Source organism: Corynebacterium freiburgense, from assembly GCF_030408815.1.
GTDB classification, from domain to species: domain Bacteria; phylum Actinomycetota; class Actinomycetes; order Mycobacteriales; family Mycobacteriaceae; genus Corynebacterium; species Corynebacterium freiburgense.
The window spans coordinates 138,266-160,664 of the sequence record NZ_CP047355.1 but is presented as its reverse complement, the minus strand read 5'-3'; the positions used below and the strand labels follow the sequence as shown (position 1 = coordinate 160,664).

Genomic DNA, 22,399 nt, shown 5'->3' with positions numbered 1-22,399 from the left:
CATATTTTTGTTCCCACTGAACTCAGGTGTGATGTCTCCGTGACCCTCATAATTGTGCTTATCCTTGCAGCAGTGGCATGTGCGCTGTCCCCTGTCGCCGTAAAGATTATGGACCGACGTTCTGGCTGGCCATTAGGTGTTCTTTATTTTGTCACTGCGGGGATTTTAGCCAATGAGGTCGTTAAACATGGGGCTAATATACAGGTGCGATATCCTTGGGCGCCCAACTTCCTTTCCCCCTCAGATTCGGTTGATTTCGCACTTTTAGGTGATGGCTTGGGTGTGTTTTTTGCACTTCTAGCATTATGTATCGGCGCTATTGTTTTTATTTATTCTGCATCGTATTTACATAATAATGACAAAAACGGTTCGTTCTATGTGATTATGACGGCCTTTATGTTTTCGGTGCTTTTACTTATGTTGTCCGATGACGTCGTCTTATTGTTTATTGCCTGGGAGCTTGTCTCTATAGCGTCGTTTCTATTGATTGCTCGGTCAGGTTCGGGCGGTCAAGCCGGAGCAATGCGCACGCTTATTCTGACATTTACCGGCGGTCTAACATTGCTGGTTGCTATTACGATTATGGCAACCCAGGCTGGTACTACGAATTTGCATGAGATTTTGGGGGCATCGTTTTGGGCGGAGAAGCCCGCCCTCACCACTGCACTTGCCATTTTAATTGCTGTTTCTGCATTTACTAAGGCTGCGCAATTGCCGTTTCATTTTTGGTTACCGGAGGCAATGGCTGCGGCTACACCAGTGAGTGCTTTTTTGCACGCTGCGGCGGTGGTAAAGGCTGGCATTTATCTGCTCTTGCGGTTTTCGGCGGTTTTTCATGATAACTATGTATGGAATTTGCTGCTGATTATTACGGGCATGTCCACCGCGATTATGGCTGCGTTTTTTGCTATTCAAAAGACGGATCTTAAAAAGCTCACTGCATATTCGACTGTGAGTCAACTCGGATGGATTGTTGCCACTATCGGCATTGGTACTCCATTTGCGCTAGCTGCAGCGTTGATTCATACGCTTGCACATGCATTGTTTAAGTCAAGTTTATTTATGCTGATCGGTGTAATTGATCATCAGGCAGGATCGCGTGATGTTCGCCGATTGGGCAAGCTGTATAGCCGCATGCCTTGGACATTTGGTTGTGTGGCTATCGGCGCATTATCAATGGCCGCCATTCCACCAACATTGGGCTTTATCTCAAAAGAAAGCATGTTGGAGGCGTTTTTACATGCTCCGTTTGGCAGCACTGGCGTCATCTTGTTAATGATCGCCGCTGGTATTGGCGCATTGTTTACATTGAGTTATTCGGCCCGGCTGGTGCTAGGGGCATTTGTAGATGGGCCTCGGGATATGTCACATGTAAAAGAGGCACCAGTGCTCTTGTGGCTGCCTGCAGGTTTGCCGGGTGTTTTATCGTTGCCATTGGCGTTTGCAGTGGGCTTTTTGGATGCGCCGGTGGACGCGATCGTCGATACGCATGTGCATTTTGGATTGTGGCACGGGGTAACGGTACCGCTTATTGTATCGCTGGTGGTAATGGCTGTGGGGGCCGCTGCGGTATTTGCGCGCCACAGTCTGCTGCCGCTTATCGACGGCCGCGAACTCCTGCCATTTAGCGGAAACTCACTCTTGGAGCGTGTCACCGACGCCGCGAAACGATGGGGCGAATTTGCAGGCCGAATGGCGGATTCCTATAGCCCATCGCGGCACCTGACCTACCCACTTATTGTCATTCTGCTCCTTGCATATACAACCCTGCTATTCCCAGGTATCGACGGTGTTTCTCCGGCACCACGCGTACCAAACACCGACCGTCCTATTGATATTCTTCCGCTTCTTATTATTGCCGGTAGTGTCTTTGGGCTTATTCGGGTACGAAGTCGACTCAATGGCGTTATTCTCCTAGGGACAGCAGGTGTCGGCGTTACCCTACAAATCCTCGTGCTTGGCGCACCCGACGTGGCACTCACGCAATTCTTGGTAGAAATCCTGGTAGTTATCATTATGATGATGGTGATTCGCCAGCAGCCCACCAATTTTCATACGGTTGCCCCGCGCCGCGCACTTTCCGCCGGAATATTTGCAATTCTCACTGGCATTGCCACGTTTGCCGCTGTTTGGGAACTCCTCGGCCGGCATGAGCGCCCGGAAATCGCAATGTGGTATCTCACGCAAGCACCCGAAATTTCCGGTGGGGCCAATATTGTAAATACCATTTTGGTGGAATTCCGCGCGCTGGATACTTTGGGCGAACTTGCGGTCCTTGGCATGGCAGGCGTAGTGATAGCCGCCGTAGTTGGCAGTATTCCCCGGCACCCTTTCCATAAAGGCACCCACCCAGCACCATTTGGCGCTTCGCAACTCAATGCCATCCCAATGAAAGTACTGGTTCGGCAACTCATTCCAATACTGGGCATTCTAAGTTTTCTAATCTTTATGCGCGGCCACAATGACCCCGGCGGTGGTTTTATTGCCGCACTAGTAGCTGGTGGGGCATTTATGCTCTTCTATCTTTCCCGCGGCCGTGATGAACAAGTAGTTCGAACTAATACTCCCTACTATCTCACCGGACTCGGCGTACTTACAGCCATTACCGCAGGATTCTTAGGCTATTTCCATCATTCATTCCTCGCCCCAATTCACGGCTATATCTTCGGTGAACATTTCACAACTTCAATGATTTTCGATGTTGGTGTTTTCCTTGCTGTGCTTGGCATGCTCACAGTAGCTGTAAACGATCTCGGTGGTTATCTCCGACCAGGCACCGATAAAGAACTACTGCCATTTAAGCGTGGTGGGGATCATCCACTCGAAGCCCATCCTGCCGTTGAAATTTCTGAAGACTCTGACCCGGATTGGCCCGAAGCACGCTCCGCAACGTGGGATCTCTCCACTGCCAGCGGAAAGGAACAGCAGTGATCATTGCATTAACAATTGCCATTCTTATGGGGGGTGGCGTGTACTGCATTATGCAACGCGGAATGGTCCGCATTGTATTGGGTATGGGGCTAATTAGCCATGCGGCAAATTTAATTATTCTTACTGCAGGTATTGGCGCTTGGCGTACACAACCATTCCAGGGAACCCCTCTTGATGAAGCTGCTGATCCACTCCCTCAAGCCTTTGTGCTTACCGCCATTGTAATCACTATGGCAACCACTGCGTTTATGCTTGCGTTGGCGGCACTCGGCCGCTCCGACGATACCCGAAGTTGGGAAGACCCCGACGAACTGTCCCCCTTAGAAACCCGTGGCCGTGGAGCCCAACAACTTGATCATTCATCATTCCGCTCGGAGCGCGTCATTGAGCGCAACTCCGCCTCCAGTATGGAAAACCTGGAAGCCTCCAGCAAGGAAGAAGGGGCCCATTAAATGAACGCACTACTCCCCTTATTTGTGGCGGTTCCCTTGGCGGCTTCCGCAATTTCGGTCATTGCCCCCTGGCGGATATTCCGTGATGCCTTGCATTTCTTTATTCCTATACTGGGGATTCTTGGCGGGGTAGCACTCTTCCAAGAAACCACCACAGGAACTATCGCCCATAATGTTGGTCTTTTCCCTGGTGGGGTTTCCATTCCTTTTGCGGCAGACCCATTTTCTGCCATTATGATCACTACCACCAGTATTGTTGCGGTAGCCGCAAACTGGTTTGCTTCATTGGCTGGGGAAACTCGAGCGCGTTTTTACCCAGCCCTGGCCTTGATGTTGGTCGCCGGCGTCAATGGAGCACTGTTAACCGCTGACCTATTTAACCTGTTCGTATTTATTGAAGTCATGCTGCTGCCCTCGTACGGTCTGATTGCTATGACTGGAACTTGGTCACGTTTAGCAGGTGGGCGCACATTTGTTTTGGTTAATTTGACCACTTCCACTGTGCTGCTTATTGGTGTGGCAATGGTGTACGGCATTATCGGCACGGTCAATATTGCGGCATTGGCGGGGGCAGCTGCCGGGAATGGTCCAGTCACCGTTGCAATGGGCTTAGTAGTTATTGCCCTTTCCGTAAAAGCCGGTGTATTTCCTATGCACACTTGGCTACCTCGAACATATCCGGGGACTTCCGCAGCTGTTATGGGCTTGTTTTCAGGCTTGCACACCAAAGTTGCGGTATATGCCTTGTTCCGTATCTATGTAGTGATTTTTGATATGGATTCCCGCTGGGCCACGCTAATTATGGTGATTATGATCCTCTCCATGCTTGTTGGAGGGTTCGCTGGTTTAGGCGAGCACACCATGCGCCGCGTAATCGCCTACCAAATGGTCAATGGTATGCCATTTATCCTGATAGTTTTGGCGTTCTTAAGTGCGGATCCGCTGCGAGCGCTCGCGGCAGGTATTTTCTATATGCTGCACCATATGATTACGGTCGGTTCACTCGTCTTGTGCGCCGGCTCTATCGAAGAAACCTACGGCACCGGCCGCCTGGCCAAGCTTTCCGGCCTAGCACGCCGCGACCCTTTAATTGCCGCAGTTTTTGTTATGGGTTCATTTTCCGTTGTTGGCTTCCCGCCGTTTTCTGGCCTATGGGGAAAGATTTTTATTGTCTTGGCCGTTGCCCGCGAGGCTTCATGGCAATCATGGCTAGTAATGGCCGTGATTGTGGTTGCTAGCTTTGGTGCTTTGCTTTCTATGCTGCGACTTTGGCGACTGGTGTTCTGGGGTAAACCCATGACGGACCTGCCCCCGAATCTTGTGGTTCCTTTGTGGCTAGGTTTGCCAGGCGCGGTAATGGCCCTGCTCAGCGTTGCAATGTTCTTCGGTGCTGGCCCTCTGGTTGATACCACCCTTTCTGCCGCTCAAGGGCTTCTCGACGTCCCGGCCTACACCACCGCCGTCCTAGGCAATGCTTCCGATGCGATAGGAGTTCCGCGATGATCCATGCATTGAAATACACCACCTGGTTACTCACCCAAGTCTTTGTAGGTGCCATGGTCATTTGCCGCGATGTGTTACGCCGACAAACCCGATTCTGCCCCGTAATCGTTGCTTATCCCCTTCGCGTAACCACTGATAGGGAACTCGCCATGTTCTCTACTTCTGTCACCATGACCCCAGGAACCCTTTCCCTTGGATTCCGCAATCCCGTTCGCGAAGGCGATCCACGAGTCCTTTTAGTACAAGCCGTCTACGGTGCCGATCCCTCCGAAGTCCTCGCCGGACTCACCGACATGGAGGAACGCCTTGCACCACATGTCGCAGGTATCGATCACGGCGCACCTGGCCAAGGTGCCGGAAACCCCCTACGCTCCACATTCGTAGCTGGACACTCCGACACAAACTACGGACCAGTAAGTACCGACCCCCACCCCACCACAGTGGACATTCGGGACTATCCGGAGGAACACCAATGAGTCTTTTCACCATTATTATTTCCATTTGCATTGCTGTTGCGGGAATCTCCCTACTGGCCAACCTGGTATTGCTTATGTTCATACAAAAAGACACCAGCCGTGCCGTCCTTGCCGACATGGTTTTCTACACCATGGCTTTTGTATTCCTCCTATGGGCCCTACTCAACCCCACATCAATTACCTACGAAGTCGCATTACTCGCAGGACTTCTCGGCCTTATCTCCACAGTCTCCGTGGGCCGCATACTTTCAAAGGGGCGTCGATAACCATGTCATTGAGCGAAATTATCGTGGCACTCATCGCCATCTTTTCCACAGCCCTTGTAGCCCTGACAGCCCTCGCCATGTGGCGCGCCCCAGACGCCCTGACCAGGGCAAACATCATGGGCCCCACCACCGGAGTCGCAATTCCCCTCATCCTGATCGCCCACCTCATCCACGATTGGTCTGCCACCGGATTCGACCCCAATAACCTCGTCCGCGCCATCCTCTCCATCGCCGGAATGCTCATTGTAGCCAGCGTATCCAGCTTCTATCTCGGCCGCTCAATCTACGGTGTAGGAGTTGAAGACAAGCAAGTGGCGGAGAAGCAATAACTGCGGGTTGCTATGAGGGCTTGCCGGGGACGCTTGTTCCTCCTGGGACCTTTGGTACCTATGGGGTCACGCGCAAAACCCCAGGTGGTTCGAAACTGGCAACATCCCACAGAAGTATCAGATGTCCAGACGAAACACACTGCACAAAACTGCAAAAGTTGACATCCCCGCACGAGGTCTACCTAAATCTTGGCAAAATAAACGCGTTACATCCGGGCGATACACAAACACGCTTTTACGCAGAGCAGGAAACCAGAGCTGACCTGGGGATTGACACAAAAGTGGCAAGTTTTTTTAAAACTTGCCTTTTTTGTACCACCACCTCTAAGAAACCCCAGGTCAGAAAAACCCAACTGGTACAAAATGGAGGACTTTTAAAAAAACTTACCACTTTTGTATCAAAAATAGCGTACAACCAAAAATAAACGCTGACTAGGCAACTTGTTACCATGCTGCTATGTCGAATAATTGCTATATCTTTGCCGTGGAAAAACTAGATCAGGGGCAACACCACTATCGGATAATTGCGAGCTGCCCCTATCAAATTCCGCTCTTGTTCCAATTGCTTTGCAGTAGTAAGACCAAGCAAATAACTTCAAAGCTTTTTCAAGGGGCCAATCAGAAGAACATCGCTATCCGGGGCGATTTCCAGTCTGGACTGACGGCAGTCTTGGATTTTTTGGAGCAATGTGTTCAGCGAAACCAGCAAGTTCAGGTGATGCCTATGGCAGAACTGAAAACATTAGTTAAGCAGGTACAAGAGGCGATTCAAAGGGGTGACATTACAAACAGCGAATATTTTGTTCTGGAATCCGCGGAAGTTCATTCGATGCTTTGCACAGACCTTGAGCAAGCAACCAGGCGACTATGCCTGGAAGTAATTCACGCACCGAAAAAAGCGGTTATTCGCATGGATCAAATTTTTAGCACGGAATCTCAAGCACATGCACAGCCTGATACGAGTACCTACAAGGATGAAAATCCGCGATCCCCTAGTGAGCAGGATTTTGTGATCCCTGACTTTGATGCAATGACCGACCAGGAATACTTTGCGTTTTTAGCCGCAGACTATGCGCAATTCCAGCGAGATTATTCTAAGGCTGAACAACTCAAGGATTTCGGGTTTTCAAATTTTGGCGTTGCGAGTCCAGTTTGCGATTTTACTGTGGCATAGGGAATCGGCGGATTTCCGCATTTTAGAAGTTAAACCCCAAGGCAAACCCCAAACCTAGGTGTTGTGTTTGCTTTGGGTCACGGCATAGGTTTGGGGTTTGCAGGGTATAAGGAGGTTACCCCCTTGGGGTTTTAGCCGAGTACGGCTTCAGCATCGAATTCGCCACGTACGGCTTTGGAGTATGGGCAGAATTCGTGTGCTTTGGCGACGAGTTCCGCAGCGTTTGCAAGTTCATCCTGGTTTTCGAACTCTACGGTGATTTTCCCGGAGAGACGGAAACCGACGCCACTGGGGTCACGGTTCAGCGAAGTTTCGGCGGTGACGGATGGCTGGAATTTGGCCACGTCTACACCTTCGTTTTTCATAATGAGCTGGAGCGCACCGTTAAAGCAGGTCGACCAAGCTGCGGAGAATAGGAGTTCTGGGTTAGCTGCATTTCCGGAGCCACCAAGTTCTTTTGGTGGGCGGACGTCAAGTGCAAAGTCGCCAGCCGGGGAAGCTGCATGACCATCGCGGCCTCCGCCAGTTGAGGTAACCGTTGCGGTGTAGAGTGTTTCTGCCATTTTTCAGATATCCTTTCGAGATATTTACTGTATCGCTGCCATTGTAGTGAGAATAGGAAACTGGCACCTATAGCAAGGTCCCTACCACTCGCAAAACGTGAAAAATGACATATCAATATAGGAAATTTTTCATATAAAATTCCTTTAAAATTGGCTGTGTCGTCGCGGTGGTAACCAATTCCGCACCGATAATGCTAAGAAGTAAATCGATCCAAATGTGAGAAGGTCCGTGATGCTAAAGAAGTTAGTTCCCGTAGTATTATTTGCCGTGATCTGGTACGCACTACTTCCTTTTATCGTTGAGCTAACTGGATTAAATATTGGACCGATCGAGTTCGGTCTTTATCTACTACTCGGCTTAATAATCGCCTTGGGACTCTTCTTTTGGCCCAGAAAAACAAAAATAACCCGGCAGCTGCGTCCAGAGGCTGCCGGGTTATTAGCACCAAAAAGTATTACTTGCTGGTAAACAGTTCGCGGACACGTCCGCCGAGCCATGGGTCTACATTGGTCCAGTACTCGTAGACGCGAGCTTCAATCTCAGGGGAAACGCCGGACATTGCGCGCGCAATATTGCCTGCGAGGCGTTCGCGAGCGGCGTCGTCAAGCACATTGCGGACGAGCTGCCCGGCCTGGATAAAGTCATCGTCTTCGGGGTGCTGAACGTAGGCGCCACGGGTGAAATCATTGCCGTGGGTATCCCAAAGGCCCAAATCGCCTGCGGTGCCCACGGTAACGGTATTGCCGGAGTCGTTGTAGCCTGCTTCACGCCCAAAGCCGTTCGGAGAATACACAGGTTCTGCGCCACGGAATTGGTAGGTCATTGCGCCATCTTGCGCGTAGGAGTTTACCGGGCATACTGGCTGGTTTACTGGAACCTGCTCATGGTTGGCGCCAATGCGGTAGCGGTGAGCGTCTGCATAGGCAAAACCGCGGGCGATGAGCATTTTGTCTGGGGAGAAGCCAACACCGCGTACCAGGTTGGAAGGCGCAAATGCAGCCTGCTCGATTTGAGCGAAGAAGTTCTCTGGGTTGCGGTTAAGCTCAAAGTGACCAACCTTGACCAGTGGGTAATCTTTGTGGGACCAGGTCTTGGTCAGGTCGAATGGGTTCCAGCGGTAGTTCTCTGCCTCAGCGACAGGCATAATCTGGACATAGAAGTCCCACACTGGGTAATCGCCGCGTTCAATAGCGTCCCAAAGGTCGGAGCGCGAGGAATCAGCGTTTTCACCAGTAATCTTTGCGGCTTCTTCGTCGGTGTAATATTCCCAACCTTGGCGGGTCTTAAAGTGGTACTTCACCCAGAAACGCTCACCAGCTTCATTGATCCACTGGTAGGTGTGGGAACCAAATCCATCCATATGGCGGAAGGTCTTTGGAATACCACGATCACCCATAAGGTAGGTAACTTGGTGTGCGCTTTCTGGGCTGCGGGTCCAGAAATCCCACTGCATATTGGCGTCACGCAGACCGGTATGAGGAAGACGCTTTTGGGAATGGATAAAGTCAGGGAATTTAATACCATCGCGGATAAAGAAGATCGGGGTGTTATTGCCCACGATATCGTAGTTACCCTCGGTGGTATAGAACTTAATAGCGAATCCGCGGACGTCGCGCCAGGAGTCAGGGCTGCCCTGCTCGCCAGCAACAGTGGAGAAGCGAACCAAAAGTGGGGTGGTCACATTTGGCTGGAAAAGAGCTGCACATGTGTATGCGGAAACATCTTCGGTTACATGGAACTCACCAAAAGCACCGGAACCTTTGGCATGCACAACACGCTCCGGAACGCGCTCCCGGTTAAAGTGGGCAAGCTTTTCAATAAGATGGAAATCATGCAGCGCAACGGTGCCTTGCTGACCCTGGGTGATGGAGTGGTTCTCGCTGGCTACAGGTGCTCCATTAAGACCCGTGGATGAGCCGTGAGCAACCGGGCAAAGGCCGCGCGAAGCTACGTCAGTCATTGGAATTTCCTTTCAAAATGGGCTGGTGCAATAAGCATACATTCCATACGTAAAACCTGCAAGAAATCGCCATATTAATAGGTAATCACCTATTAATCTAAAAACCGCAGGCAAACAGCCACAAATGCGCGACTCAGCGGGCTGCGCGGCGTCGAGAAGCACAAAAACGCTGGTATCCTTAACCGTTGTGAATTCCTCTACCCCGCGTGACGACGCCCACGTCACCGACCTAGCCATCCGCGCTGGCAGAGGCGACCGTGACGCACTCACGGAATTCATTCAAGCTACCCAAACGGATGTTTGGCGTTTATTAGCGCATCTTGGCGGCCGCGAAATCGCCGATGACCTTACCCAGGAAACCTACCTTCGAGTGATTAGCGCCCTTCCCCGATTCGCCGCTCGATCATCAGCACGCACATGGATTTTATCGCTCGCCCGCAGGGTGTGGGTAGACAATATTCGCCACGATTTGGCTCGCCCCCGGAAATCCGCCACTGAGTACGAAGACGCCCGCGCATCTTCAGCAACCTCGAACTCATGGGCGGAATGGATTGACGCCCGGATTCTTATAGACCAACTTTCTCCAGATCGCCGTGAAGCCTTAATACTCACCCAAGTATTGGGCTATACCTATGATGAGGCTGCGAAAATCGCAGGCGTTAGGGTTGGCACGATTCGATCACGTGTTGCGCGCGCCCGCGCCGATATTATCGCCGCCACGCATGACTAACCCAGTGTGCTATTCCAGACCGCAATGCAATTCCCAAAATTACACAGCCCATCACAAGCGCGACTAGCCCCCAGACATTTGCGCCGGTCTCGGCCAATGCTCCTGCGGCAACACCACGATCACCCGTGTTTCCACTTGCTTGTCTATTAGGAGTTTCGTAGGTAGGCACTACGGTAGGTTCTTTAGTCCGTGTGCTGGTAAGTTTATCGGTCGTACTATCGCGCATTGTTTTTAACGAAATACGCGTTGCATATTCCCACTTGGTACCTGTGATATTGCCCGTTGGCAGTGTAATAAGAAATGGCATTGCGGTTACTTTGCCGTATCGTTGGCTACCGGAATCCTGTTCCTTAATAAAATACAAACCAATTGGCAGCCCGGTTAGTGTTGCTTCACCGTATTCATTAGTTATAGCGGCCGCAGTGTAATCCGTTTCCGCGTATTCGGCTTGCGCAACAGTATATTGTTTTGCCAATTCCCAACCAGCTGATGTTGTGACATCAATACCTGCAATGCGTTTCGCAGTAAAGTATGCATCGGGAATTGGCTGAGATGTTTTTCCAATGGTCGTGTTTTTTATCAGAGTAATTTCACCCGTTTGCGAGGATTCAATCGTGGAAGGATCTAAAAACGATATGTTTCCCACTACGGTTTTTTCATCTGCTTTCGCGGTTGGTATTCCATCGTAGGAATACAGCAATGTACTAAAAAGCAAGACCGCAATAACAATTCCCTGCGTGGCCGTATTTCGCTGGACCGCCCGATTCCGCCGAATAAGCCGCCATATCCACACCACAATAAGCACGCATACAAGCGTGCATACCGCCAAGGCTGCAATCATCCACCATTGCCAGATAAGTCCCCTCTGCCCTTCAGCAATTGCCTCTTCACCAGGGTCTAGCGGTACGCGATGCCCTCGCACAAGAAGCCGGTGCGAGTTAATGCCGTATGGAGTGCAGGTGATAAGGGTGACCAGGTCTTGCCCTTCTATAACAGCTAAATGTTCTACTTCGTGTGGGAGTACTACTTCCAGCTGGTCTACCTCATATTTCAAGGATTTTCCAAAGACATAAAGGTAAATCGCATCACCTTCGCGTACATCAGTTAAGTTGTCAAAAAGTGTTGCATTGGCCAGGCCGGTGTGTCCTGTAAGTACAGCGTGTGTAGATTCGCCTCCCACCGGAAGACTTGTTCCAAAAAGATGACCGACGCCTTTTTCCAGGACTTTTTCATCGCTACCGTGGTACACGGGTAGTTTTACTTTTGCTTTTGGAACCACAATTTGCGCCATTGCCCCATTTGTTTTGAGGTGCTGCATATATTCCTGATATTGCGGGTTATCTTCTGTGACATCCGCAAGCCAGGGGTCCAGAATTGGGCTTCCTTGCTTTTCAGTATTGTATCGGAGTGCCGCATCGAAGATTTCATTTCGTACTTCTTCGGGTTGTTCTTGCACGAATTGGGAATAATCATCAGCTACTTTTTGCTGCTGAATATTGTTCCATTGCGTTGCAATAACTGGGTAGAGCAGCACGCCCATTCCAATAAAGATAATGAAAATTGGCAATGCCATCCGCCGGATTCTTACTTGCGGTTTTTCCTCACCCTCAGGCGGAGTTTTCACCGTAACCATTGAATAGCGGTGCATTGCCAATTCAACTCCTTGGTTTGTTGTTATGCTGCGGGGAAGTGTGAGGGCTCCCCGCTAACCCTTCTGGCGCTTTTCGACGCCGCGTATGGTTTAGGCTTTGCGGCTCATCCGCTTTGCAGCCCATACACCAGCACCGATAATAAGTGCGCCTACCGCCATTAGGATTCCGATACCTGCACCACCGGTATTCGGCAGGAAGCTGGAGCGCTTGGTTAGGTTAATAACCTCGGTGGTCTGAGTAATGCGGTCATTATTTACGGTAATTCCAGACAGAGTAACCGGATCCGTGTTATCAATATCAGCTTCTTTAAAGTCAACTACATGCATTTGTGGTGACAATTCATAGCCTTCAGGCGCTTGGGTTTCCTTGAGGCAGTACTTTTGTGCATTGGCTGCATCAACCATGGCACCGTCCTGAACATCGGTTGCTTGAAGGCCCTTAATAGTAATGAGCCCTTCATTGTTTGAAGTCCATTCGCTTTCATTGCCAACAGTGAGCTTTTCACCAATTGCAGTTCCGGCAGCATCACAACGGTAGAGCTCAAACTTTGCGCCCGCCAATGCTACCGGTTCACCTTCCTTACCGTCGGTGATCTTCGCGCCTGTCTTAAGAACCTGCAGGTTACCCCAACGTGATTTCACCACATTCGATTCGATGGAGCTTTCCACACCACTGTCATTGGTAAAGGTCAATACCGCACGGTTGTGGGCGAGACCATCATTATTATCAGTTCCATCATTGCCCAATTCAGCTGGATTATCTTCTGGATCAGCTTCAATTACTTCTGGCGCCAAGATGGTTGCAGGCAGTTGGACAGTTACCTTTTTACCGCCGTGAGCAGACAGTTTCTCCAAACCGGCTTCGGTAAAGAAAATTGGCACAACCTGAGGGCTTGGTTGTTCGATTACATAATCCACGCCAGCCTGAAGTTGCTCATCTTCAATGCGAACAATTGCATTTGCTTTGTTTTCATTGGTGAATTCCACTTCCTTTGGAAGGGTGTCCTTAATCATGTAGTTTTGCAGCTTGCGCCCCGGCTCTAAACGTGGAATATCAGTTTTGATTTCGTAGGTCAAAACATCGCCCGCATGAAGCGCACGATCATCCTTATAGTCATCAACCGATTTGGTAATCCCAACGCTGGTGTTTTTTGGAACAGCGTGAACGTCATAGTTCCAGGCATCGCGGTTATCTGGCATGGTCATCGGCAGGAAAACCAGGAATGGTGCAGATGGTGTAATCACACCTTCAACCACTTCACCGTTTACCTTCACACCGGATTTGTCTTCCACCGGCAATTCACTAACCAGGTAAACACCGAGCTGTAGATTACCGAACTGTACTTGACCATCACCATTGGTCACGCCCTCGACACCAGCATCAAACTCGGCATGCTGATCCAAAAAAGCGTTTTTATCAGCAGCATTCGCGAATTCCTTAGCAAATTCCGCCGCATTTGCGTAGCCCTCATTGGATCGAACATCAACAAGCTTGCCGTTGCCCAAACCTGTGAGTTTACGAATTTCGAACTTGATACCTTCTACAGGTTGACCACTTGCAGTCGAAGCATCGTTGATCGTACCGGTTGGTTCTGTCCCATAGTTCTCGGGATTAAGGCGCTTGTGAATGGTGATGCTACCGGAATCTTGAGTAATTGTTGCAGCATTCACAGGACCAGGTGCAGCTGGCAGTTGAGCGAGCGCCGCTGGGGCACCCACGACGCTAACGGAGAGTACAAGGCCTACGATTGCTGCAGTCGCAGCATGACGCATAGAAGTACGCATTTGCATACCTTTCTGAAAGAACAAGGATTGGAGGAGAAGAGAAGAAAGGAGAGAAGTATTCAATTGTTGTGTCCTATGGCGTGGAGCCATTACGCCAAGGATCGGGCCGGCACGATGCCGAAACTTTGTTTTAAATTGGCGCATATCGATTACTTTCTGTTTGAAATATGTCTGCGTTGCAGCGCAAAAGCGCCGCTACTAATCACGAGCAATCCGGCAGTTATCTGGAGAAACGGGCCATGTGAGCCTGAGTCGGGCAATTTTCCGGAAAGTGTGTTTTTAATTTGGAGTTCTAAGCCCGTGGCATTCACCACATAGTCGTCAGATTCCGAAACAAGTTTGATTTCATATCTAGTTCCGTCATCATTTAGGGTGATTCGGAATGCCACAGGGCGAGCAAGTAGGCTGTGTGATTTTGGCGCCTTTGTTTCCACCAAGTGGTACACACCTGGTAGTAACGTAATGTTTGCGCGTTCAGGATGCTCTGGATGTGTTGGTATTGGGTTCGCCCCGGTTACAGGCACACAACTTGGTTCGCCTTTGTTATCTGGATAGATTGTGAATTCCGCGCCAGATAGTGCTCTACCTTTATGATCAATTTTGCTAAATTGAAGTGTTGGCAGGTCTGGTGGTTGCACAGGAATGCAGGCCACATTGTTTTCAGGACCATCCGCATCAAATGGTGCGGAAACCGAACTTTGTACACCACCAACGAATCCACCTTGGTCATTTCGGTAGCAGCTTCCTAATCGTTCCCAGACCTTAGTGCTTTCTCGGGGAATGTCGGCCGTGATTGGAACCTTTATTACAAAGGCCACTGCCGTCCGCGGTGGCAATGTAATCCTCTCAGCAATTACAATTTCTTCACCTAGTGCAGCTGGCTCAATAGTTTTACGCACATTGGAAACCACAACTCCACTTTCGGCTTGCGTTGTAATCTCGGCATTCCCGGTTGCTTGAATTTCCCCAAGCATGACCTTCTCTTTGAGCATTTGAACCGTTGCCTCAGCCCAACGCTCGGTATTCCGTAGATGAATTCGGTACTCAAGTTGGCCTGAACCATTAGGAAGTACATTGACTGGCTTTCCGGGACGAGGTGTGTGTTCCACACTGACCTGGGGAATCACCAGGTTAATGCAAGCGTGGTTATTATCTGTGCCGTCAAGATCATTGAATTCCTCGGGCACCATGAATGAATTTTGCAAACCACTTGGGGTTTGAGCCTCTTGGGCGTTTGGATCGGGGCCAATACACGTAAACAATTCGCGCTTATATAAAGCATCTTTATGAATCTGCGCATCCACTGTGACAAACAAGCTTTTCTTTTCTCCTGGGAGAAATTCCCCAAGCACACTGCCAGGGATTTGGCTACGCCGGTACACAATCGAATCGCGTTCTTCTACCGGATCACTAGTAATTCCGTTTAGCGGGGTTCCGTCTGGAGTATTGCGAAACTCTACAGAGCGAATTGTCGTACCTGCGGGAAACGCAAGTTCGTCGACGAATACGCCTTCAGGCCGCTGTGGCGTTTTATTGGTGTTGGTGAGATCAATGCGATACCGAGCCTGAAATTCTCCAATACCCTCCGCACCGATTTGCGTAACGACGCCCCGCTGGTCAAGGGGAAATTTGGCAGCTTTCAGGCTATTTGCATTTTCAAAGTCGATCTCAAATGAGACATCTGGGGCTTCAGTTTTTTCACCAATAATGAGCTTTTGGCTCGGTAATTCTCCGGCTCCCGGAACATTGTCTCTAAGCGCAATCTCGCACTCAGTGCCGATTAAAAATTTCTCTGTCGAGGGTACGATCGTTCCATCCCCAGGAATTTTCGCTTGACCTTTCCGGACGCCTTCGTCCGTATGGCAGAAATACTCAAAATCGAACTTTTCTTCCGGCGCGCCATGTGATCCTTTGGCCAACAGTGAGACCGTGAAAGGCAACTCTCGTTGTTCAAGGGAGACGCTTCCGATCACCTCACGTACTTGTTGATCTTTAATCTCAAATACTGATGGCTCAAACGGAATCTTCACCCACGAGTTCGATTCAAGTTCAAGCTCAATTCGGGTGCCATCTGGAAATTCTGGCGAATCAACTGTTTCTTCAAAATCAAGAGTGAGAAGAGTAGAGCCACGTCGATTATCCTGGTCTATTTTTCCAGGAGGTGTCCACCCAAAATATTTTTCCGAAATATAATCTTCTGGCAGTGTGTAATTTATTAGCACACGAAATGTTAGTTCACTTCGAACAAGATCTGATGTTTCTTTAACGGCGTCCAAAGAAACATCAAACCCACCAAATCCAGGGCGGAATTCTTGCAATAGTAAGGTGCCTGCCGTTTGATCAACCGATGCTGTTTCGGAATTTCCTAATATTTGAGAAGCAGTTTCTCGAACATTAGTTTCACCACTATTTTGTACTGGATTTTTCTCCATAGCATGCGCCGCAGAAACCACTGTTAGTGCAGGTAAAAACACTATAGCCATACCGACTGCAATCCTGAATACCCACAAACGCAGCCACAAGAGCAAGGGGCAGAATGCTAATGCACACGACCAACGGCTTGGCATAGTAACCCCTTTCAAACTCTTATCTTGCGTACAGCTTTTAAGAGAAAATTAATAAACCCTATGAAGCAAGTGCGTCCTATAGAGCTGAAGCTAGCACGCCTGAAGGTGGCAAGATAGCGGGCATGATTTTCATGCCAAAATTACATCAGACTCCTCAACACATATGCTACGCTTAGGCTTTCATTTGCAAATATTGCAAGAGTTATGGGCTACCTAAGTTTTAAATTCGACAAAATCAAACAAGAAGATCCAGCAAAACTGCTGGTGGGTAGCGTTATATAAGTAATCTTGTTCGCCACTAAACCAAAACGTGTTGATGATTACGTGATAAAAGACTAAGCGTTACTTAATGTTCTCCCCTTTTCCCTGAAGTTTATATATACGAAGTAATCACAGGGGTAAAAATCAGGGGGAATCAAACCAGACATGACAAGCTTGAGACATGCCTGGTCTGACCGCATCCGCCATCTAAGTTAACCTTCGAACACGTCAGATGACTCTGCACTTCAGCAGCTGCTTTCAGGAAGATTCAGGAGGCTGGAACACCATTAATCAATCCCCCAACTCTGTTATGTCACACCTTATTTCCGGTCTTATTATTCTTTATATTTACTTATTCAGCTACTTAGCATTTGCTTATATAGCGGGAGTCGAAGTCTTTACGATTTCCCCAGCAAAAAGGCTCCCCACTTCCGCCGAGGAAATGAGGAGCCTTGGATACCTGAAGTTACACTAGCAATTCAGCAATCTGGACAGTATTTAGAGCGGCACCTTTACGCAAGTTATCGCCTGAGACAACGAATACGAGTCCTTTATTATCATCGATGGACTGGTCTTGGCGGATACGTCCAACAAGGGAATCATCGCGGCCAGCTGCGGCAAGCGGCGTAGGTACATCTACTACGGTGACGCCTGGGGCGTCGCTAAGCGCCTGCTGGGCTTGAGCAACTGTGATTGGGCGTTCGAACTCCGCGTGCACCACCATAGTATGTCCAGTAAACACCGGAACACGAACACAAGTACCAGCAACCCGAAGTTCTGGAATACCAAGAATCTTGCGCGACTCGTTGCGGAGTTTTTGCTCCTCATCAGTCTCCAACGATCCATCATCAACCATTGCACCCGCGAGTGGCAGAGCATTAAAGGCAATAGGAGCAACATAGGGGCCGAAATCAGATGGATTTAATACCGAACCATCGTGAGTGAGTTCGATATTACGGTCACCAATTTCCGCTACCTGCTTAGCCAGCGTATCCACACCTGCCAAACCAGAACCTGATACCGCCTGGTATGAAGCAACATGCAAACGTACCAAACCAGCCACGTCATGTAGTGGTTTCAGAACCGGCATTGCTGCCATGGTCGTACAATTCGGGTTCGCAATAATTCCCTTGGTTACCTTTTCTTTATCCTGCGGATTTACCTCAGAAACAATTAAAGGAACTTCCGGATCCTTCCGCCAGGCAGAAGAATTATCCACCACAGTTGCGCCAGCAGCAGCGAACACAGGCGCATACTGCTTTGAGGTAGAACCCCCAGCCGAAAATAGCGCAATATCAATGCCCTTGAGGTTTTCTTCAGTAACCTGTGCAAGATCCTCGACAACAATATCTTCGCCACGGAACATCAATGTTGAACCCGCAGAACGCGAAGAAGCAAAAAACCGAATTTGATCCAATGGGAAATTACGTTCTTCCAAAATGGAACGCATTACGCGACCAACCTGGCCCGTAGCACCCACAACAGCAACAGTGGTCATGGCACCCTTTCATCCTAATGCCCCGAAACACGAAGCGTGCCACGATCCTAACACCGAACTACCTGCGAAGACAACGCTGAATATAAGAAAAAGCCCTCACAAGATTCGTTTCTTATGAGGGCTTTCAACGCCTAGGCTCTCTTTATAAATGCCTTGTGTGCGTTACTGCTTACGTCCGCGACGAAGAAGCAGGAGCCCGCCGAGAATTGCCACAATGGCAATCAGTGCAATACCAAAGACCGATGCACCGGTTTCTGCCAGTGTTTTCTTACTTTGCGTATTCGCATTGGACTGTGCGTGCTGCTCCGATTTAGGTTGCGCATTGGGCGAAGCTTGCTGAGTGTTCGATGGCTGAACGGATCCAGAATGCGAAGAAGAGGAACCTGCGGAACCCGAAGACCCGAGGCTGCCGAAAAGGCCGCCAAGGATCAACCAAGGAGCTAGTGATCCACCTCGAGTAGGCGGCTCCGGTGTAGGCCCAGGCTGTGGAGCATCGCTTTTATGGTAGGTATTTACCAATTCCGCAATCGCTGCTTCGCCGTTGCTTTCCACTAGAACATTCACCGGCATTGGAGGCTGTAATTCATAGCCAGGAACAATCGCAGCATCAATATTTTCCCGCACTACGCATTGCGTTCCAGTGAGTACGGAGCCACGAGCAATAACTGGCTTACCGTCACCAGGCACATCTACAGTTCCGTTTACTCCGTCCGAACATTCGTATGTAAAGGCAAAGGTAGCTGGAATAGCATCTTGTTCAATAATGCCGGCGACCTTTTTCACCACTGCAAGTGAACCCGCATCACGAGTATAGGCATTGTTTAATGCCACCTCTTGAGTTCCGCCACCAACAATAGTGACGGATTGGCCCACAGGTGGAATATGGGTATATCCATCAAATTTTGCAGATTGCACCAATTCTGTGACATCACAAACAGCGCCAGCCGCAAATTCTCGGTCAACCTCTACAGCGGCACCGTCACCAGGAACCTGGATTGGTTGCGCTGCTGGCTTTTCCGCTGCGGGATTCAGAGGATCGGTGCATGTGTAAAGGAAGGTGAACATGCGTTGCTTCATGTCTTCGGTGATATCACCGGAAAGCGTCTTCCGTACCGCTAGCTTTCCAAAGGTTGTTGAATAAGTATTGGTGGCCGCAACGGCTACGGGAGTCGCCGGTTCCGCGCCGTCGATAGTCACTGTGGCTATGCCATTTGGCGCCGCCACTCCATCGACCTCCAACTTAGTGGAAATTTCCACGTTATCAATCGGACTTTGCGGAAGCTCTTTGATTTGGCAACTTCCGGCGGGAATATCAGAAATTGTGGCGGTACCACCAGCATCAACAGAAACTTTACGAACTATTGTCTCCCCACCAGCAGCATCTGGTGTACACGTATATTCGAATTCAAATGTTTTTGGTGCTAGTGCTGCAGCATTGCCAGATACGTTTTTAGAAATCTGGAAGCTACCAGAAAGCGCCGTATAGGTATTAGTAACTACGACCGCCTGCGCTACACCTTTAGCAATAGTAAAGGTTGGCGCATCAATAACAGTTGCTACTGAATAACCGGGACGTTTTGCTTCTACCTCAGATTCAGAAATCTCACACTTGGTGCCCACTGGGAACGAAGGCCCCTGTACTGGAGCACCATTTGCCGGTACAGAAAGTTCACCGGTTTTATCACCGCAACGATACTCAATAGCAAAGGAGTCACTTTCAAACCCACCAGCGGTTTTTTTAGCCACAGTGAATGTACCAAGATCTTGAACATATGTGTTCTTTGCCTTCACGGCAATGTCTTTACTACCGGCAATAGTCACGGTAGGTTGTGAGATTTCCGTGGTCACTGTGTATCCGTCACGCTGAGCGTTTAATTCCCGAATTTCACAGGTAGCACCGTCGGATATTGGGGCTGAGGTTGCCTTTTCTACACCGTCACCTTTGACACGCAATGTTCCGGTGGCATTGTCGGAGCATTTATATTCAAAGGTGAAGTCTTCCTTTTGGAAGGTATCGACGCCCAGTACCTCTTTGGTAATGCTAAACGTTCCAGGAGTCTTGGCGTAGGTGTTCGTTACCGTAAATTTCAGATTCCTACGATGTTCAATCACGAGCGTTGACGGCTCAATCGACGTTGAAACCTGATAGCCTTCTGGCGCCGGAACCGGGGTTTCCGAAATTGTGCAGGAAGTTCCTGCCGGGAAATGTGCCGAAAAGTCTGAATCTACCCCATGCGAAGCAGTAAGCTTGCCGGTCTTTGGTTCTTGTTCACCAGGGGTTACACAAGTGTATGTGAATTCAAACCGTTGGTTAAGGGCGGCATCATTGCCAACAACCTTTTTCGCGATGCTAAAGGTTCCGCGGGCTTCTACATATGAATTAGTAAATACCAACGGTGTTGTCTTTGCAGCCTCGATGGTTACACTTTGTTCTTTTGCTAATTCACGAGGTGCGAACCCTGGAATATCTACATCAAGATCCAATTCCTTTACCTGACATACGGTCCCCGCAGGAATATCCTCTGTGACGGTAACGGCTTCCTCATTGCCTTTTACTCGTAAACGCCGTGGCTCCGCCTCACCGCATTTATATTCGAATGTAAAGGTCTTTTCACGCACCGTTGGCGGAAGTGCAATATCCGCTTCAACCCTTTTAGCAATACTGAACTTGCCACGAGGAGCACTTTTCACCGTGTTTTTCACAACGATTTCTGGCTGCTCGCCATTTCGGATAACAAATTCACCATTCTGCGTGGAGCTAAATGTTGGGGATTCCCATGCTAATTGGTTTTCTGGCTTGGATTTGGTTGGGTCTTCCGAAAGAGTCACAGTCGAATCAATCGGCAAAATAACGCCAGGAACTACGGTGCCAATTCTTGTATCAATTGTGAATGTGCCACCTGTTTGATCAGCATTCAGTTCGCCAACTTGCTTCCATCCGGGAAAATCACGTGCTGTTGTGCCTGTGGGCAATTTGTATACCCCATTCACAGGGAATACGGTGTCTGGATTGATTTGGTCGCCGTTTTCTCCCGCCACTTCTTTGCGAAGATGAAAAGCGCCATAACCAGGACCGTAAGCAATATCTACTCGAGCTAGGTCGTTATAAATTGCTTGTGCTTCAGAAGATACGTTAGTTCCTTCTACCACTGCGGCATTTTTATAGTGGTAGCCCTTTTTTACACCATCCTTAAACCTCGTAGCCGGTACAAGGCGGTAATTGGTATCCGTTTTAAATGGTCCGGTTACAGTGACTTTCGCTTCCTGGCCTTGAATATCCACTGCCATTGTAAAGCGCCCCAATGCATCGGACTGCTTTGAATTATCGCCATTGGTTAATAGAACTTGCTCTACTGAGTTCTTATCAGCGGTAAAAAGCAATTTCCATGCTGCTAGGTTAGGGTCAAACTCCTGGCCACTCCCAAGCCGATCAACAATAGTAAAGCTATGGTCAGTTTGACCATCGAAGGTAACGTCGCGACCAGATTTTTGTAGCTCATTTTGAATGTGAGTACCACCAAAATTAATGACCCAATTTACATTCTTTGAAGCACCATTAATCGGGGTAGCAACCTTATGGAACTTATATGCATTGTACTGCGTTTTCTGCCCCAGTATTTTTCCAAAGGGCACGGAAACATCAACGTTGTCACCATTCACCGTAAACGACAGTGAAGCACCCTCATACTCCTTGAGCACTTCAAGTTTGACAAAGCCTTTGCCATGGAACCCAGTTTTACCCTTGTCTTTCAGGGATTGAGCATGCTGATTAAACGTACACAACAGCTCTTCGAGCTTTACGCTGCATGTTCCAAGCACTTCGCCATCGGAGCTTGACACGTCAATGCTTTTACCTGGGTCTAGGCCACGAAAATGCTCAGTATTAAAACCTATGGAGAATTGATCCCCTTCTCTAAGACGAGCACCTGAAGCATCATAATCGAACTTAAGGTTTGCGACATTCTTCCCCACTTCCAGAATTTCATCTGGCCTATCGCCATCATTTCGGGTAGAAGCGACCAACGTTAAATTCGAAATCTTGACTGCCTTGTCAATCTCCGCATAAGCAGCTGGAACAACTAGTAAGGCTTGTGCTACAACCGCTAAAACTGCAATACACGCGAAGAGCATTCTCGGGAATGCATTTCCCGATCTTCGCCACAAGATTCTATCCATTTTCTTTCCTTGTAATACTGCGTTCCTGCAATGGAAAACCCACAACGCAAGAAGAGTGCTGTACACATTCTCTCCA

At 49.2% G+C, this 22,399-nt stretch carries 15 protein-coding genes; 8 read left to right on the top strand and 7 right to left on the bottom strand.

Features of this window, described 5'->3' with window-relative positions; genetic code table 11:
• Positions 1-39: 39 nt before the first annotated feature.
• The 7 genes from CFREI_RS00730 to CFREI_RS00700 all read left to right on the top strand — a co-directional run bounded on the left by CFREI_RS00730 (position 40) and on the right by CFREI_RS00700 (position 7,131).
• Positions 40-2,931: a DUF4040 family protein gene (locus CFREI_RS00730; RefSeq protein ID WP_027011657.1), complete on the top strand. Its 2,892-nt coding sequence runs from the start codon at positions 40-42 to the stop codon at positions 2,929-2,931.
• Entirely contained in the window at positions 2,928-3,383 is a 456-nt protein-coding gene (locus CFREI_RS00725; RefSeq protein ID WP_051255763.1) for a sodium:proton antiporter, read from the top strand. The genes CFREI_RS00730 and CFREI_RS00725 overlap by 4 nt, the downstream gene beginning before the upstream one ends.
• The gene (locus CFREI_RS00720; RefSeq protein WP_027011656.1) at positions 3,384-4,886 is read left to right on the top strand and encodes a monovalent cation/H+ antiporter subunit D family protein; all 1,503 of its coding nucleotides are present in this window, start codon (positions 3,384-3,386) and stop codon (positions 4,884-4,886) included.
• Positions 4,883-5,362: a monovalent cation/H+ antiporter subunit E gene (locus CFREI_RS00715; RefSeq protein WP_084170633.1), complete on the top strand. Its 480-nt coding sequence runs from the start codon at positions 4,883-4,885 to the stop codon at positions 5,360-5,362. The genes CFREI_RS00720 and CFREI_RS00715 overlap by 4 nt, the downstream gene beginning before the upstream one ends.
• Positions 5,359-5,628 (top strand): cation:proton antiporter, encoded by a 270-nt coding sequence (locus CFREI_RS00710; RefSeq protein WP_027011655.1) that lies wholly within the window; start codon positions 5,359-5,361, stop codon positions 5,626-5,628. The genes CFREI_RS00715 and CFREI_RS00710 overlap by 4 nt, the downstream gene beginning before the upstream one ends.
• A 2-nt stretch (positions 5,629-5,630) precedes the next feature.
• Positions 5,631-5,957 carry a Na+/H+ antiporter subunit G gene (locus tag CFREI_RS00705; protein ID WP_027011654.1) on the top strand — a complete coding sequence of 109 codons (327 nt, stop codon included), beginning with the start codon at positions 5,631-5,633 and terminating at the stop codon, positions 5,955-5,957.
• 484 nt (positions 5,958-6,441) lie between these two features.
• On the top strand, positions 6,442-7,131 hold the full coding sequence (locus CFREI_RS00700; protein ID WP_169719122.1) for a DUF7822 domain-containing protein: 690 nt from the start codon (positions 6,442-6,444) through the stop codon (positions 7,129-7,131).
• Positions 7,132-7,262: 131 nt separating this feature from the next.
• Here CFREI_RS00700 and CFREI_RS00695 read toward each other — a convergent pair whose 3' ends face one another.
• Positions 7,263-7,694 carry an Ohr family peroxiredoxin gene (locus CFREI_RS00695; protein ID WP_027011652.1) on the bottom strand — a complete coding sequence of 144 codons (432 nt, stop codon included), beginning with the start codon at positions 7,692-7,694 and terminating at the stop codon, positions 7,263-7,265.
• Between the two features lie 455 nt (positions 7,695-8,149).
• Positions 8,150-9,655 (bottom strand): catalase, encoded by a 1,506-nt coding sequence (locus CFREI_RS00690; protein ID WP_035111279.1) that lies wholly within the window; start codon positions 9,653-9,655, stop codon positions 8,150-8,152.
• 187 nt (positions 9,656-9,842) lie between these two features.
• Here CFREI_RS00690 and CFREI_RS00685 point away from each other — a divergent pair, with 187 nt between their 5' ends.
• Positions 9,843-10,385: an RNA polymerase sigma factor gene (locus CFREI_RS00685; protein ID WP_027011649.1), complete on the top strand. Its 543-nt coding sequence runs from the start codon at positions 9,843-9,845 to the stop codon at positions 10,383-10,385.
• On the opposite strand, the gene CFREI_RS00680 is transcribed toward CFREI_RS00685, so the two are convergent.
• The 5 genes from CFREI_RS00680 to CFREI_RS00660 all read right to left on the bottom strand — a co-directional run bounded on the left by CFREI_RS00680 (position 10,363) and on the right by CFREI_RS00660 (position 22,278).
• Positions 10,363-12,033 (bottom strand): class C sortase, encoded by a 1,671-nt coding sequence (locus CFREI_RS00680; RefSeq protein ID WP_169719121.1) that lies wholly within the window; start codon positions 12,031-12,033, stop codon positions 10,363-10,365. The two genes, CFREI_RS00685 and CFREI_RS00680, sit on opposite strands and share 23 nt — an antisense overlap.
• Before the next feature lie 93 nt (positions 12,034-12,126).
• A complete protein-coding gene (locus tag CFREI_RS00675) occupies positions 12,127-13,965 on the bottom strand; it encodes a SpaH/EbpB family LPXTG-anchored major pilin (protein WP_027011648.1) in 1,839 nt (612 codons plus the stop codon).
• Between the two features lie 5 nt (positions 13,966-13,970).
• Entirely contained in the window at positions 13,971-16,304 is a 2,334-nt protein-coding gene (locus CFREI_RS00670) for an MSCRAMM family protein (protein WP_156907681.1), read from the bottom strand.
• 811 nt (positions 16,305-17,115) lie between these two features.
• Entirely contained in the window at positions 17,116-18,147 is a 1,032-nt protein-coding gene (locus tag CFREI_RS00665; RefSeq protein ID WP_027011646.1) for an aspartate-semialdehyde dehydrogenase, read from the bottom strand.
• A gap of 162 nt (positions 18,148-18,309) precedes the next feature.
• Entirely contained in the window at positions 18,310-22,278 is a 3,969-nt protein-coding gene (locus CFREI_RS00660) for a DUF5979 domain-containing protein (protein ID WP_290246106.1), read from the bottom strand.
• Positions 22,279-22,399: the final 121 nt, after the last annotated feature.

Coding starts and splice junctions, on each gene's coding strand:
- CFREI_RS00715 (WP_084170633.1), top strand. CDS start 4,883: ATGATCCATGCATTGAAATACACCACCTGGTTACTCACCCAAGTCTTT.
- CFREI_RS00670 (WP_156907681.1), bottom strand. CDS start 16,304: ATGGCTATAGTGTTTTTACCTGCACTAACAGTGGTTTCTGCGGCGCAT.
- CFREI_RS00705 (WP_027011654.1), top strand. CDS start 5,631: ATGTCATTGAGCGAAATTATCGTGGCACTCATCGCCATCTTTTCCACA.
- CFREI_RS00720 (WP_027011656.1), top strand. CDS start 3,384: ATGAACGCACTACTCCCCTTATTTGTGGCGGTTCCCTTGGCGGCTTCC.
- CFREI_RS00695 (WP_027011652.1), bottom strand. CDS start 7,694: ATGGCAGAAACACTCTACACCGCAACGGTTACCTCAACTGGCGGAGGC.
- CFREI_RS00660 (WP_290246106.1), bottom strand. CDS start 22,278: ATGCTCTTCGCGTGTATTGCAGTTTTAGCGGTTGTAGCACAAGCCTTA.
- CFREI_RS00665 (WP_027011646.1), bottom strand. CDS start 18,147: ATGACCACTGTTGCTGTTGTGGGTGCTACGGGCCAGGTTGGTCGCGTA.
- CFREI_RS00680 (WP_169719121.1), bottom strand. CDS start 12,033: ATGCACCGCTATTCAATGGTTACGGTGAAAACTCCGCCTGAGGGTGAG.
- CFREI_RS00690 (WP_035111279.1), bottom strand. CDS start 9,655: ATGACTGACGTAGCTTCGCGCGGCCTTTGCCCGGTTGCTCACGGCTCA.
- CFREI_RS00710 (WP_027011655.1), top strand. CDS start 5,359: ATGAGTCTTTTCACCATTATTATTTCCATTTGCATTGCTGTTGCGGGA.
- CFREI_RS00675 (WP_027011648.1), bottom strand. CDS start 13,965: ATGCGCCAATTTAAAACAAAGTTTCGGCATCGTGCCGGCCCGATCCTT.